12 protein-coding genes and 3 pseudogenes are annotated in these 14,398 nt (G+C 53.1%); 7 read left to right on the top strand and 8 right to left on the bottom strand.

Features of this window, described 5'->3' with window-relative positions; genetic code table 11:
• Nucleotides 1-80: 80 nt before the first annotated feature.
• Entirely contained in the window at nt 81-1,184 is a 1,104-nt protein-coding gene (locus FEM41_RS17105; protein ID WP_138097401.1) for a cobalamin-independent methionine synthase II family protein, read from the bottom strand.
• A gap of 238 nt (nt 1,185-1,422) precedes the next feature.
• On the opposite strand from FEM41_RS17105, the gene FEM41_RS17100 reads away from it, so the two are divergent.
• On the top strand, nt 1,423-2,163 hold the full coding sequence (locus tag FEM41_RS17100) for a sulfite exporter TauE/SafE family protein (protein WP_138097400.1): 741 nt from the start codon (nt 1,423-1,425) through the stop codon (nt 2,161-2,163).
• Between the two features lie 138 nt (nt 2,164-2,301).
• Nucleotides 2,302-2,397 carry a protein MgtS gene (gene mgtS, locus FEM41_RS17095; protein WP_138097399.1) on the top strand — a complete coding sequence of 32 codons (96 nt, stop codon included), beginning with the start codon at nt 2,302-2,304 and terminating at the stop codon, nt 2,395-2,397.
• A 224-nt stretch (nt 2,398-2,621) separates the two neighbouring features.
• On the opposite strand, the gene FEM41_RS17090 is transcribed toward mgtS, so the two are convergent.
• Entirely contained in the window at nt 2,622-4,262 is a 1,641-nt protein-coding gene (locus FEM41_RS17090) for an ABC1 kinase family protein (RefSeq protein ID WP_138097398.1), read from the bottom strand.
• A gap of 217 nt (nt 4,263-4,479) precedes the next feature.
• Between FEM41_RS17090 and ydfZ the strand changes: the two genes are divergently transcribed.
• Nucleotides 4,480-4,683, top strand: a complete 204-nt coding sequence (ydfZ, locus tag FEM41_RS17085; RefSeq protein WP_138097397.1) for a putative selenium delivery protein YdfZ — start codon at nt 4,480-4,482, stop codon at nt 4,681-4,683.
• A 28-nt stretch (nt 4,684-4,711) separates the two neighbouring features.
• Here the strand turns inward: ydfZ and FEM41_RS17080 are convergent, their stop codons facing one another.
• Complete coding sequence (locus FEM41_RS17080) at nt 4,712-4,897, bottom strand: hypothetical protein (RefSeq protein ID WP_138097396.1); 186 nt, start codon at nt 4,895-4,897, stop codon at nt 4,712-4,714.
• Between the two features lie 122 nt (nt 4,898-5,019).
• Between FEM41_RS17080 and FEM41_RS17075 the strand changes: the two genes are divergently transcribed.
• A complete protein-coding gene (locus tag FEM41_RS17075) occupies nt 5,020-5,232 on the top strand; it encodes a KTSC domain-containing protein (RefSeq protein WP_138097395.1) in 213 nt (70 codons plus the stop codon).
• Between the two features lie 35 nt (nt 5,233-5,267).
• On the opposite strand, the gene proP is transcribed toward FEM41_RS17075, so the two are convergent.
• The gene (proP, locus tag FEM41_RS17070) at nt 5,268-6,773 is read right to left on the bottom strand and encodes a glycine betaine/L-proline transporter ProP (protein WP_138097394.1); all 1,506 of its coding nucleotides are present in this window, start codon (nt 6,771-6,773) and stop codon (nt 5,268-5,270) included.
• A gap of 1,200 nt (nt 6,774-7,973) precedes the next feature.
• On the opposite strand from proP, the gene FEM41_RS24600 reads away from it, so the two are divergent.
• A complete protein-coding gene (locus FEM41_RS24600; RefSeq protein ID WP_168198820.1) occupies nt 7,974-8,114 on the top strand; it encodes a hypothetical protein in 141 nt (46 codons plus the stop codon).
• Between the two features lie 203 nt (nt 8,115-8,317).
• Nucleotides 8,318-9,067, top strand: a complete 750-nt coding sequence (locus tag FEM41_RS17065) for a class I SAM-dependent methyltransferase (protein ID WP_138097393.1) — start codon at nt 8,318-8,320, stop codon at nt 9,065-9,067.
• A gap of 189 nt (nt 9,068-9,256) precedes the next feature.
• On the opposite strand, the pseudogene FEM41_RS17060 reads toward FEM41_RS17065, so the two are convergent.
• Nucleotides 9,257-9,507: pseudogene (locus FEM41_RS17060) on the bottom strand (M3 family metallopeptidase); the annotation flags it as partial.
• 535 nt (nt 9,508-10,042) lie between these two features.
• Between FEM41_RS17060 and FEM41_RS17055 the strand changes: the two are divergent.
• On the top strand, nt 10,043-11,044 hold the full coding sequence (locus tag FEM41_RS17055; RefSeq protein WP_168198819.1) for an acyltransferase family protein: 1,002 nt from the start codon (nt 10,043-10,045) through the stop codon (nt 11,042-11,044).
• Nucleotides 11,045-11,251: 207 nt separating this feature from the next.
• Here the strand turns inward: FEM41_RS17055 and FEM41_RS24955 are convergent.
• The 3 genes and pseudogenes from FEM41_RS24955 to dcp form a co-directional block, all read right to left on the bottom strand.
• A pseudogene (locus FEM41_RS24955) lies at nt 11,252-11,786 on the bottom strand (terminase); the annotation flags it as partial.
• Nucleotides 11,766-11,855, bottom strand: a pseudogene (locus FEM41_RS25195) (transposase); the annotation flags it as partial. The pseudogenes FEM41_RS24955 and FEM41_RS25195, both read right to left, overlap by 21 nt.
• 484 nt (nt 11,856-12,339) lie before the next feature.
• Nucleotides 12,340-14,385 (bottom strand): peptidyl-dipeptidase Dcp, encoded by a 2,046-nt coding sequence (gene dcp, locus FEM41_RS17045; RefSeq protein ID WP_138097391.1) that lies wholly within the window; start codon nt 14,383-14,385, stop codon nt 12,340-12,342.
• Nucleotides 14,386-14,398: the final 13 nt, after the last annotated feature.

Raw genomic sequence — 14,398 nt, 5'->3', positions numbered from 1 at the left:
CGTTTTTTATAATAGCGACGGGGAGTCGCATAATAAAAAGCGCTGATAAACAGGCCCGGCACAGCGCCGGGCCGCAGAACTTACCAGACTTCCTGCGCCAGGCGGGTCACCAGTCGGACTTTATCCCACTGCTGGCCTTCGCTCAGGCTGTTACCCTCTTCGGTAGAGGCAAAACCGCACTGAGGGCTCAGGCAGATCTGATTGATATCGACATACTGCGCCGCTTCCCGCACCCGCGCTTTCACCCCTTCCGGGTTTTCCAGCTCGCCATTCTTGGTGGTGATAAGCCCCAGCACCACCTGCTGATTGCCAGGACGGATATGGCGCAGCGGGCTAAAGTCGCCAGAACGATCGTTATCGTATTCAAGGAAGAAGGCATCGATGTTCACCGTGCCGAACAGCACTTCCGCCACCGGCTCATAGCCCCCTTCGGAGATCCACGTGGAGCGGAAGTTGCCGCGGCAGACGTGCAGCCCGACGGTCAGATCCTGAGGTTTACCTTCCAGCGCCTTATTCAATACCCGGGCGTAGGTACGGGCCAGTTCATCAGGGTCGTCACCGCGCTCCAGCACCAGGCGGCGCTGCTCTTCGGAACACAGGTAGGCCCAGACGGTATCATCGAGCTGCAGGTAGCGGCAGCCCGCGTCATAGAACGCGCGGATGGCGTCGCGCCAGGCAATGGCCAGGTCGTCGAAGTAAGCGTCCAGTTCCGGATAGACGGTACGGTCGATAGTTTCACGACCACCGCGGAAATGCAGCACGCTGGGGCTGGGGATAGTCATTTTCGGACAGGCATCGCCGCTGATGCTCTTCAGATAGCGAAAATCTTCCAGCATCGGATGATCGCCGAATTTCACCCGATCCACCACCCGAATGCCGCGGGCTTTAGTCTGCACGCCGTTAAACTGAATGCCGTGGTCGGTTTCGAAGGGCTCAGTGCCCTGCAGGCCGTCGAAAAAGTCGAAGTGCCACCAGGCGCGACGAAATTCGCCGTCGGTCACTACATGCAGGCCACAGGCGCACTGCTGCTGCACGACGTTGCGGATCGCCTCGTCTTCCACCTTACGTAATGCGGCGGCGTCGATCTCTCCGGCGGCAAACTGCTCGCGGGCGCGCTTAATGCTGTCCGGACGTAAAAAACTCCCTACCACATCGGCGCGAAACGGTGCCTGTTGTCGTTGCATGCTGCTCTCCTCTCCCCGGTAGTTCAGCCGGGTGATAATTGTTTTATTGAACTTTCAGCCATCTGGATGGCTACATGGCTGAAACAATGACAGCAGAACGCGCGCAGTGCAAACGAGGAAAATTCATCAGACATGAAAAAAATTCATCATGAATGCGACCCTGGTTCGCTGACTGACGAATTAAGGCGCGCTGGAGTCCGTTACGCTTGCGACAGTGAATCACTCAGAGGAAGTGTCGATGTCTGCTGAACAACAGATTTGGGTACTTGCCGCCGCCGTATTTGCGATGGCAGGCATGGTAAAAGGCGTGACAGGAATGGGACTACCGACGGTCGCGATGGCGCTACTGGGCGCGTTAATTTCACCGGTGGCTGCCGCGGGCATGTTGCTGCTGCCTTCGCTTATCACCAATCTGATGCAGCTGCGCGGTAGCGGGCTGTGGCCGCTGTTGCGACGTCTGACGCCGCTGAACGTCGGGATCGTTGTCGGAACCCTGGCGACCAGCGGCTGGCTCGCTACGGGCAGTCACAGCGCCACGACCTTAACCCTGGGCACGGCGCTGAGCCTGTATGCGCTCTGGTCGCTCTCAGGCGCCCGTTTTACGCCGCCTGTGCGTGGCGAAGCGCCGCTTTCGCTACTGGTCGGGCTCTGTACCGGACTGCTGACCGGTGCGACCGGCGTCTTTGTGATTCCGGCGGTTCCCTGGCTTCAGGCGCTGCTGAGCTCCCGGGATTCCCTGATACAAGGTCTGGGCATCGCCTTTACCACCTCCACACTGGCGCTAAGCGCGGGGCTGTGGTGGCATGGCGCGCTGAACACCGGCGATCTTCCCCTCTCCCTGCTGGCGCTAGTGGCGGCACTGGCAGGTATGGCCTTCGGCGAATGGCTGCGTCGGCGCATCAGTCCCTTACTGTTCCGCCGTCTGTTTCTGCTAACGCTGTTAGGCCTGGGCGCACAAATGGTCTGGCGGGCGCTATAGGTTGCATTTACTTACCATTGGTCCGCGCTTCTTCACACAATTGCGCGTTTATTTAAGCGTCGTTCGGTATAATCACCTCTGCTAACCACCGCTAATTAAGGGGTTTTTCTATCGGTTAAACACACGACGGAGGTCACTATGTTGGGAAATATGCATGTTTTTCTGGCCGTCCTGGGAATGATTGTCTTCTCTGGTTTTCTGGCCGCATGGTTCAGCTATAAGTGGGATGATTAATGAACGACGCGCTCTCTCACCGAAAAGCCCCTCGCAGCACTGCTCGAGGGGCTTTTCATATTCGGCGATCGCCAGGCGAAAAAAAACCGCCAGCGACTGGCGGCTCAAGCTTGCATGGATAGATCGTTATTTTCTGGGTATTGATACATCGCGCCTCTGCCGGTCGCGATGGATTGCCAAGCCACTGTAGCGAATTAAACGTCAACAAAGGTTAAACGAGTGCGTTAACGTCGTAACCGCAGCGCCAGCAGAAAGATACCGGTACCGCAGGCCAGCAGGCCAAACAGCGGAAAGACCGGAATCCCCCAAATACGCCAGCCGCTCTCCATCAGCCAGGGGGTGATGCCCAACGCAAAAGCGGCCGTCACCACCGCTATCGCCAGCGTGACGGCGGCACGTTCCAGTGCCCGGCTGAGCAGCCCGATATTTTTAATTTCCAGGTCGGCGTTAACCTTCCCCATTTTCAGGCGCCGTAGCATCAGGCGCAGGGTCTGAGGCAGCTCTTCTCCGGCATCCAACGCCTGGGCCCCCAGCGCCATCAGTCGTCGGCGGGCGCCGCCGGGGCGATAACGGCGCAGCACCACCTCGCGCAGCATCGGCCGCAGCGTGGCGACAATATCAAAACCGGGATCCAGACGCTGGAGCACGCCATCAGCGGTAATCAACGCCTTAAACAGCAGCGCGAGATCCGGCGGCAGCGCCAGTCGGAACTCCCGGACCATCGCCAGCAGATCCGCCAGCGCCTTGCCGAGCTTCATCGGCGCCGAACCCTGTTTATCAAGGAAGTTCTGCGCCGCCAGTTCGAAACGATTAATGTCGATGGCCTCATCGCCCGACCACTCGATCAGGGCATTGACGATCCCTTCACTCTGACGTCCGGCAATGGCATCCAGCATCATCAGCAACTGATTGCGCCGCCGTTCGCTCAGGCGTCCTACCATACCGAAATCGATAAAACCGACCCGGTTCCCCTCCAGCGCCATCACGTTACCGGGATGGGGATCGGCGTGCCACAGCCGGTGTTCCAGCACCATCTCCATAAACGCCCGCGCCCCTTCCCTGGCAAGGATATGACCATCCAGTCCGGCATCGATGAGCTGTTGTGGGCTTTCCGGAGCCATCCCCGGCACAAATTCCTGCACCATCAGGCGCGGCGAGGTCCAGGCCCAGTGGATAGCGGGAATAACAACCTGGGGGTCATCGGCAAAGCAGCGGGCAATCTGTTCGCAGTTGCTGGCTTCCTGGGTGAGATCCAGCTCGTGGTTCAGCGCCGTCGCCAGTCCCAACACAATCTGGCTCGGATGATAGCGCGCCAGTTGGCTGCTCTGCTCTTCCAGCGCGCCTGCCAGAAAGGTGAGTAACCGCAGGTCGGCGCGAATGGTCCTTTCCAGGCCGGGGCGCAGCACTTTCACCACCACCGCTTCACCGCTATGGAGCCTGGCGCGATAAATCTGCGCCATCGATGCGGCGGCAATCGGCGTGCGGTCGAATTCGGCGAAGATTTGCTCCGGCTCGGCGCCGAGGTCTTCGCATATCTGCTCCGCCAGGCTTTCCCAGGGCAGAGCTCTGGCCTGACTGTGCAGTTTTTCCAGTTCGTCAGTCCAGACGGGATCCAGCAGGTCGGTACGGGTCGCCAGGATCTGCCCGAGTTTTACGAAGGTGGGCCCCAGCTCTTCCAGCGCGTGACGCAGCCGCTCGGGCATGCTCTGCGCCTGTGTCCGCTCGCGATCGCGGCGCAGGGTATCGCGCAACGTCGTCAGCCCCAGCATTCTGGCGATGTCCTGCAATCCATAGCGGATCAGCACTGACGTGATTTCTGTCAGCCGCACCCTGTCGCGCGCGGTAACCAGCATCATCTTTAACATCCTGGCAAAAAGCCTCCCTGATTCAGCCTGCGCCGCCGCATGCGGCACCCGGTGCTTCACACCTTAGCGGCTAACGGGGCGCGATGCCACCCCTGCCAATATGTGATGCACATCGCATGAAAAGATTCGTATTGATCGCGATCAACGCCCCATCGGCGCAGAATATTCCAGAATAACAGGGTCTGAATTATCGTCTTCATTCAGAGGAGAAACCACAATGATGACCTATGACCGCAATCGCAATTCCATTACCACCGGCAGCCGCGTGATGATTAACGGCACTGGCCAGACCGGCGTTATCACCGCTATCCACGGTGACGGCATGACGCCCGGAGATCTGCGCCGCTCGAAGACAGTGGAAGTGGAGGGTTGCGAAGGTCAGTATCAGCCCGTGGAGCTCATCCGCCTTGGCCTGAACTAAGACCAGCCGAATGCCGCTGCGGCGGCATTCACATGTACTGTTCAAACTGCCAGGCCGCCAGTGCCGTCCATACAAACCCCGCCCCAAACAGTATGCCCCAGACAATATGTCGCCGTCGCCAGCACCAGAAGACCAGTCCCCCCAGAACCGGCAGGCTGATTTTCCACCCCGCCACCATCGTGAGCATGGCGACAATCAGATAGTCTTTCAGCATCTTATTTTCGCCTCATAAGCAAATCGTCGCCTTTGCCGGTTGATTGTTGGCACTGGTTTTGCGTATGTTTTTATTAACAGATGTAGTAAGAACAGCCCTTTTAGCACAGCGGAGCCCTCAGGATGAACAAACACCCCGTTAAATCGTCAAGAATCATCAGTATTGGTTACGATGCCGGGGTGCGCGAGCTGGAGATCCAGTTTAAGGACGGCCAGCTGTGGCGTTACCGTAACGTTCCGGAAAAAACCTTCCATACCTTTCTGACGGTGGTTTCCAAGGGGCGTTTTTATGACGGAGTGATTCGCAATAAGTTTGCGGCGCTGCGGTTGCGTTAGGCAGAAAAAAGCCCCCAACCGGGGGCCTGATACTCTTACTCGTTAATGCGCGGGTGCTGCTGCACCAGACGATTACGCTTCTCTTCCAGTTCAGCAATTTCACGATCGATATCTTCGATTTTATGTTCGATATGATCGTGGTGCTCCTGCAGAATTTCACGCGCTTCATCCATATCCGATGCGGCCGGCGTCGCGCCTTTCAGTGGTTTATTGGCGGTCTCTTTCATATAAAGACCGGTCGCCAGCCCCACCACGCCGATAACCATCAGATAATAAGCAGGCATCAGCAGGTTCTGAGTGGTCTCCACCAGCCAGGCGGCCAGAGTCGGCGTCAGACCGGCAATCAGTACCGATATATTAAAGGCACTGGCCAGGGCGCTGTAGCGAATATGCGTCGGGAACATCGCCGGCAGCGAAGAGGCCATCACCCCGGTAAAGGAGTTCAGGATCACCGCCAGCATCAGCAGACCGGCGAAAATCAGCCCAATCACGTCACTGTTAATCAGCTTAAAGGCCGGTACCGCCAGGACAATCAACGCCACGCTACCGCACAGCACAAAGGGACGGCGCCCGAAGCGGTCACTCAGCAGCCCCATCACCGGCTGAACAAACAGCATACCAATCATGATAGCGATGATGATCAGTACCCCATGATCCTCGGAATAGTGGAGGTTATGGGAAAGGTAACTCGGCATATAGGTGAGCAGCATGTAGTAGGTGACGTTGGTGGCAATCACCAGGCCGGTACAGGCCAGCAGGCCGCGCCAGTGTTTGGTCGCAATCTCTTTAAAGGAGACCCTGGGACCATCCTGCAGCCCTTCTCGATCGCCCTGCTCCAGCTTATCAACGTGCTGCTGGAAGGTCGGGGTCTCTTCCAGCGCGTGACGCAGGTAGAGCCCGATAATGCCCAGCGGCAGCGCCAGGAAGAACGGGATACGCCAGCCCCACTCAAGGAAGTTAGCCTCACCCACGATAGTGGAGATCAGCACAACCACGCCCGCACCCAGCACAAAACCGGCGATGGAGCCAAAATCCAGCCAGCTGCCCATAAAGCCGCGCTTACGGTCCGGCGAATATTCAGCGACAAAGATTGAAGCGCCGGTATATTCACCGCCCACCGAGAAGCCCTGTGCCATTTTACACAACAGCAGCAAAATAGGCGCCCAGATACCGATGGTCGCGTGGCCGGGTATCAGGCCGATACAGAAGGTACTTATCGACATGATCACTATCGTGATGGATAGAATACGCTGACGGCCATATTTATCCCCGAGCATGCCGAAAAACAGGCCGCCCAGCGGACGAATCAAAAACGGGACTGAAAAGGTCGCCAGAGCGGCGATCATCTGCACGCCGGGATCGGCGCCAGGGAAGAATACTTTACCGAGTGCGTAGGCAACAAAACCATAGACACCAAAATCGAACCACTCCATCGCGTTACCCAGCGACGCGGCGGTAATCGCCTTACGCAGCTTGGTATCATCGATAATGGTCACATCCTTAAGCGTTATCGGTTTGACCTTTTTCCTTCTTAACTTCATGTTCCATCCTCTAACGGTAAAACGCCCATACGAGCGATCTGCCAGAAGCGAGCTTGTGCAAACGGGTTGCCCCCGGCAGAAAAAATTAAGGGAGTGCACTTCTCACCTTTGCCCCACCCGACCAACAGTCAGCGGGCCGAAACTGTTATTTCGCCTCCTGCTATAGCGTAGCAGGCATTTACCTCCGCTATGTGGGCCCGGGACAGTGCCAGAATCGCACCCTTTGCCAACGCCGGATCCCTTTTGTCAATTACAGTGATTTTGATCACATATTTATTTACATAAAGCCCTATTTTCTCTGCGCCGTCAACCTTATCCCCCTGTATTGGCCACGTTTATGGCAATATTTGAACCGGGATTCAACTCAAAAATAAACCGCAATTGTCATTCGCGCAAACCGGCGTCACACCAGGTATGACGCGGCCTGCCAACAATCGCACTTCCGGTTAAAAACCGATATCAGAACCGGCTCACATCAATAATCAGACTGGCGCCAGGTGCACAATGAATGATCGTATATTTAACAGGCAATATCGGGTTAAAAATTAACCTGATACCTATTTCCCCTGATTTTTTTATGTTAGCGCTGACAGGGTCAATCTGATGCTAATTCACACACAAGGTTATCTTAACAATAATTGCGCTAATGCGAATCAGCGCAACCATCATTATCAGCAGAGTTAACACCTTGTTTATAAGAAAATTTCAATAAAAAATGCAGGGGATTCACCATCAATAAAACTCATCCTATTCCTGGAAGGCTCCTAAAACCCGACACCCCGCCGCTAAAACCGTTTTTTATATGCCAGTATAATTAGCGTATCACTCTGAGATATCCCTGAAACTGCTACCTTTTCCGGCTGCGATGCCTTCCATCAAGCCGGATTTTTTTTGCCTTTCAGTCAGTCTTCCTGTTCCCGCCAGCACAGCAGACAAAAAGTGCCTGGACCACTCCTAAAGCCGCCAGACCGCGAGAAACCAGGTACTGGTTATGCCATGATGAACATGGATTCTCCATGAAATCCCCTGTAATACCTTGTTTACCGGACTACGCGATCCTCGTAGTCCGGTTTTTTTTGTCGCTCCATCGGCGAAGAAGATGAGGCCGCCCATTTTTTCAGCAATCGAATTCAGGATCTGAACTTTTTCCGCTAAGCAAAGTCAGTATTTAAAACAGCTAATAAGCCACTGGTGATGGTAATGTTTGCACAAAAGCTAACTTTCTGGCTCGCAACCCTGATTTTAACGCTGCTGTTACCGCTATGGGGGGCGTTACTCATGGGAAACATTGATGTTACACATTATTTGCTGAATATCGCCGATATTATCGATAAATCCTGAGCGGTGACCGGGCGATTCATAAGTGCTACCACATACGCCTGCCACTGAATATCCGCATTAATCTTATTGCTATATTCAGAGCGCTCATCGTAACAAACTGAAATAAATGTTATCCAGGCCCTGCCTGATTTTTTGCTAATGTTTTTCTGATAAATAACGCCAGAAACACCAGGCATTTAATCAGAATAAAAGCAGGGATTAACATGCAACAATTTAATCGCAATGCGGATGCCTATAATGCGATCCGGGGTAAGATCCGTTATCCGCAAACGCTGTATGACGCACTTGCCGCGCGGGTGCCTGAACGCCAGGCTGCGCTGGATATCGGCTGCGGAAACGGCGTATCCACTGCCCCGCTGGCGCCGTTATTTCATCATGTAGAAGGGTGTGATATTGGCGATGCCATGATTGCCAGAGCCCGTCAGAATTATCCAGATATCCCTTTTACCGTTTCCGACGCGGCTCGTTTTACGCCAAATCAACGTTACGATCTGGTCACCAGCGCCACCTCTTTTTACTGGATGGACCGGGAAAAAATTCTGGCGCATCTTGCCCACTGGTTAAAACCCAACGGTCTGTTCTGCGCCTGGAAATATGATTTCCCTATCGTTTATGGACCACTTCAGGATTTTATCAGCCGCGAGCTGGTCAGCCGCTGGGCCGCTTATCGCGATTCCCGTTTGACGGAATACGACAATACGCTGGAATTAATGCAGGCCTGCCCGCACCTGCACAATGCCCGCCGGGAAGTCTTTGCCAATATCCTGTTTCTTACCCCGCAAGAGGTGGCGTTGTTCTTTTTATCCACCAGTTACGTCACTCGCTATATCGAAGAGCAAGGCGGTGAACAATGGGCTCAGTCGTTTATGCTGGCGGTACAGGAGATTGAAAACACCCCTATGGTCGCTGTGAATTTCGATATTCACGCATTTAGCGCCTACAGAGCATCGTAATCTCTTGCTGTTGGTCGTCCTGATGACTGTATTTGCTGACCCGCAAAAAAGGCTAAAGCTTCCGACTTTCACGCCGATAAATAGAGTGTCTGTCCATCAGACTATGAGACTTTTCAGCGTTTGGGGAGGGGCATACCCACTGCCACTAAACCTCCCCGTTTTTTTACTGCATCAATGTAATACCGGATTTTAGTCAGTCAGCCCACGATGCTGTAGCATCGGTTCGGGAGCCGGGTCATGCCCACGCCAGTTGCGATAGAGTTCGGCCAGATCGCAACTGTTGCCGCACGACAGAATCCCATCCCGGAAGCGCTGACCGTTTTCCCGGGTTAACCCCCCTGCTCTTCGAACCATTTAAAACCGTCGTCCGCCAGCATTTGCGTCCAGAGATAAGCGTAATACCCCGCCGCATAGCCACCGCCCCAGATATGGGCGAAGTATAGGCATGGACAACAAATTAATATATAAAAATCATGGTATTATGAAAAATCCATAGATTTAAAACCTTTCATTTTGTCCTAAATGACACTCTTTAAAATCAATATGTTATGTGTAGTTTTGGAGAAAGGTTCTGACCAACCGCCAGAAATCAAAACGCCACTGATAGCGGCTGCCACCTGTGGCGATAACCTTGTAAGTATCCGCCTAACCAGACCATTCACTTCTGGATTCTTCCGATATACTGATTATGTTCCCGAGCAGTTCTCCGTGCGTAAAACCCAATTTACCAAGCACCAACCCATCACAATTCTGAAGCCAGCAGAAGATTGAAGCTTGGTGAAGATCCATGTATGTCGGGTTATCTAATAAAATGTGAGCAATCAAACCAAATGTGGTTAAGTTTAGAGTAGATCTGCATTCCATTTTTATGATAAATTTGGTCCTTACAGATCACTCGCTGTAAATATTATTTGTATAAAAAAACAACGACATGAGAATATGCACCAAAATATTACACTCAATCATCAAACAAATATGCAACTGCTTTCTTTGACAGGAATAAGAGGCCTTGCAGCATTATATGTAATGCTTTATCATTTCACTTATGGGAGGACTTTTTTTTTATGGAATGGCTACATTGGCGTTGATCTATTCTTTATACTGAGCGGATATATTCTATCACTAGTTTATGCTGATAAATTCATTCAAAGAAGCGATGATTTATTATACCTATCTTTTTTAAAGCATAGATTTGCAAGAGTTTACCCAGTTTATTTTCTTGCACTGGTAATAATGGTTTCCATAAATATATATAGCAGCAATGTTATAGATCTGCACAAAATATCAACCAACATTTTCTTAATGCAAGGGCTTCTCGGAGATTCTCTTGTTGTAGCATCATGGTCTCTAAGCATAGAACTGGTGGCATATTTTTTATTCCCCATAATTATCTATAGCGTAACAAAAAATATCACAACAATTATTATAACCATAGCTACTTGCCTGTTTCTGGTGAATTTCATTACTTATTATAACGACCATCAGTCAAGCGGCCCCTTGGATATTTATAGAAACCCTTTAAGCCTCATCAGAGGCCTTGCTGATTTTATGATTGGCGTAGGTATGTATACTCTTTCAAAGAAAGATATGTTACCCACACTCAGAAGAAAGCATGCATCTGATTATATAATTGTTTTGATTATACTAGTATTAGCATGTAAAGGTTTGGATGTAATATGCATTGTTCTTTTTTCCATGCTTATATTTTCACTTCACAATAGCGAAAGCTATACCAAGAGAATTCTATCATTACGACCAGTTGTATATTTAGGAGATATATCACTATCGATGTATCTATTACATCCGATTATATTTTTAAACTTCGGAAAAGATATAAGAGAGATTGTATCTCAGTGCACCACCACAACCAATAACAGTATGTCTATTATATTTTTCGTACTAACCCTCTCGATATCTATGTTCACATATCACTTTTTAGAGGTACCATGCAAAAAAATCCTCAGAAGAAAGTTATAATTACCAGCTATCGCACCATCCCAATTTAATAAGGCTGTCGGTCACCATCCTGAAAATTACCCAACTGAATTAGATACCATAATAACGGATAATGGGACATTATTCGTTATTATGGTCACCCGAATTCCCACTAGCATTGATGCTTGCATAATATTTGATCATGATGATTACCACTCGATTCAGACAAAAAAGATACGTGGAATACACGGTTAACGTGATTTCCTCTTCCCGCTCGGTCTGCGGGTTGAACACCATCAGCCGGTCACGCTGAACGGTGCCGCGCGGTGCCGGTTCGATAAAGCGCTTTTTCACCCAAGTGTGGCCGATACCGAACGGATTGGTGGTGCTGAAGATTTCCAGCGGGATCGGGCTCAGCAGCCCGTCATTATCCAGCGGGTAGTTCTCCGGCCGGAACAACGAACGCCGACGGGAGAACATCATTTCGTAAAACTCCGGCGATTACTGCTTGGTCAGCTCGTTAAACCCGATGAACGGGAACTCCTGGCCGTGAAAATCCCAGCAGTCGTCCGCCTCTTTGCCGAAACGGAATAGCTCCTCCTCCCCCGAGAGCGCGAGGTTCTTATACTCAGTATCAAATATCACGCCCCGCCAGAATGAACCGTAACCCAGCCCCACCAGGCGCCGGAATCTGGCCAGCTGCGCCGCCGTTTTACCGGGGCCGCTAGTGCCCTTCGTACAGGATTTCATTACACGGACAGCTTATCGCTGTTCTTCCCTTCACGATACCCATCTGTTCCGATACGCTCAGACTCGGCGGCGTTCTTACCACCAGATGAACATGGTCTGTCTGGAGATGGCGGGTCAAGATCATACTGACAATGATAGAATACGTGTGAAGCGGATTCATATCTGCTCATGCTACTTACTCCCTTGATTTGCTGGTAACAAACCGGGGCAGTATTTAGCATGAGCATTCTACGGGCGAAGCCCCACAGGAACGTTCACCACCTCCATAGGAGGTGGTTTAGGGATGACAATAAAAAGAGCCGACGAAAAACTCGTCAGCTCAGTTAATTAACACGTTACTTTCTGGTTTTACGACGACAGATACTTGATGACATGAACGGCATAAGCGACCTGCTGATGAACCTGACATAAAAAATGGCTAGTGGAAGCCGTCCGGTTTTTAAGATTCGTCAGGCGCGGAACTCATCGTGGCGCGGGCATTGCTGCCCATCAGACGCCGGATGGATTTACGCAGGCCCATCATAAATCAAAATCTGTGTTGCAAAAACGGAGGTGACCATAGATTTTTATGAGTTTTCTGGAAGAAATTATTCAGCCAGGCCGCGGTTTTTCAGCATTGGTTCAATCACTGGGTCGTGGCCACGCCAGTTGCGATAGAGTTCGGCCAGATCGCGACTGTTGCCGCACGACAGAATCCCATCCCGGAAGCGCTGACCGTTTTCCCGGGTTAACCCTCCCTGCTCTTCGAACCATTTGAAACCGTCGTCCGCCAGCATTTGCGTCCAGAGATAAGCGTAATACCCCGCCGCATAGCCACCGCCCCAGATATGGGCGAAGTAGCTGCTGCGATAGCGCGGCGGCACGGCGTCGAGGCTGAGCTGCTCCCGGGCCAGAGTTGCCTGTTCGAAGGCGCTAACGTCATTAATACCGGCGTCCGGCGCTATCTGGTGCCAGTGCATATCCAGCAGCGCGGCGGCAAGCAGTTCGGTCATATGGTAGCCCTGATTAAACTGCCCGGCCTGCAGCATCCGTTCACGCAACGCCTGAGGCATGACTTCGCCGCTCTGGTAGTGGCGCGCGTAGTGGGCAAACACCTCGGGGTGGCTGGCCCAGTGTTCATTGATCTGCGACGGAAATTCCACAAAATCGCGTGGCGTATTGGTTCCGGAAAGCGAAGCGTAACGCTGGCTGGCGAACAGCCCGTGGAGCGTGTGACCGAATTCGTGAAACAGCGTGATGGTGTCGTCCCAGCTCAGTAACGCAGGTTCATCATCGGCCGGTTTAGTGAAATTACAGACGTTGTAGATGACCGGCTCGCTCGCCAGCAGCAATGACTGTTCGACGAAGTTCCCCATCCAGGCGCCGCCGCTTTTGCTGTCGCGGGCGAAAAAGTCGCCATAAAACAGCGCCATACCGCGCCCGTCCTGATCGAAAATCTCCCATACCCGCACATCCGGGTGCCAGACCGGAATATCGAAGCGCTCGACAAAGCTCAAACCATAGAGCTGGCTGGCGCACCAGAACACGCCGCGATGCAGCACGCTTTCCAGTTCGAAGTAAGGACGAATCTGGCTGTCATCCAGTTGATAGCGTTCACGGCGGACCCGCTGAGCATAGAAGTTCCAGTCCCAGGCCCGGGCCGGAAAGCGGGTTTCTTCGCCATCGATAAGCTGCTGGATGTCGGCCTGTTCACGTCGGGCACGCCCGCTTGCCGCCGCCACAATATTGCGCATAAAACCCAGCGCCGCTTCAGGATGACCGGCCATCTGGTCGGCCATGCTCCAGCTGGCATAGTCCGGATAGCCCAGCAGTTGCGCCTGACGGGCGCGGATATCCGCCAGGCGGCAGATTATCTCCCGGGTGTCGCCGCCATCGCCTTTCTCGCAGCGCTGCCAGCTGGCCATAAATAATGCCTCGCGAGTCTGGCGATGGCTCAGCGTTTGCAGCACCGGCTGTTGGGTGGTGTTGAACAGCGGCAACAGCCAGCGGCCCCCCAGTCCCTTATCCCGCGCCGCCTGGGCCGCGCTCGCCATTTCCGCTTCGCTCATACCGGTAAGTTGCCTGACATCGTCCACCACCAGACCGCCCGATTTGGTGGCGGCCAGCAGCCGCTGATTGAACTGACTGCTTAACTGCGCCGCCTGCTGATTCAGCGCCCGCAGCGCCGTTTTCTGTTGCGCATCAAGCCGGGCTCCGGCCAGGACGAAACGCTGGTGCTGCTGTTCGATAAGACGCTCAGACTCCTGGTCCAGCCCCAGACTGCGGCGCGTCTGCCAGACGCTCTCCAGCCGGGCGAACAGGCTCTCGTTCAGATAGATTTCATCATCCAGCGCCGCCAGTTCGCCGCTAAAAGCTTCGTCAAGCTGCTGTAGCAGATCGTTGGTGTGGGCCGCCGTCATCGCGAAAAATACGCCGGTGACCCGGGCCAGCATCTGGCCGCTGCGCTCCAGCGCCAGGCAGGTGTTGGCAAAATCCGGCGTTTCCGGGGCGTCGGCAATCGCCGCCACCTCTGCGCGCTTAATGCGTACCGCCTCGTTAAACGCCGGGCGGTAATGCTCATCGCGAATGGCATCGAAGGGCGGCGCCTGATAGGGGAGCAGGCTCACCTGAAAAAAGGGGTTATCCACGGCCATCTTGTTCTCCTGA

Source organism: Jejubacter calystegiae (genome assembly GCF_005671395.1).
GTDB lineage: Bacteria > Pseudomonadota > Gammaproteobacteria > Enterobacterales > Enterobacteriaceae > Jejubacter > Jejubacter calystegiae.
Note: the sequence above shows the minus strand (reverse complement) of the source record. Positions and strands in the feature narration are given on the sequence as shown.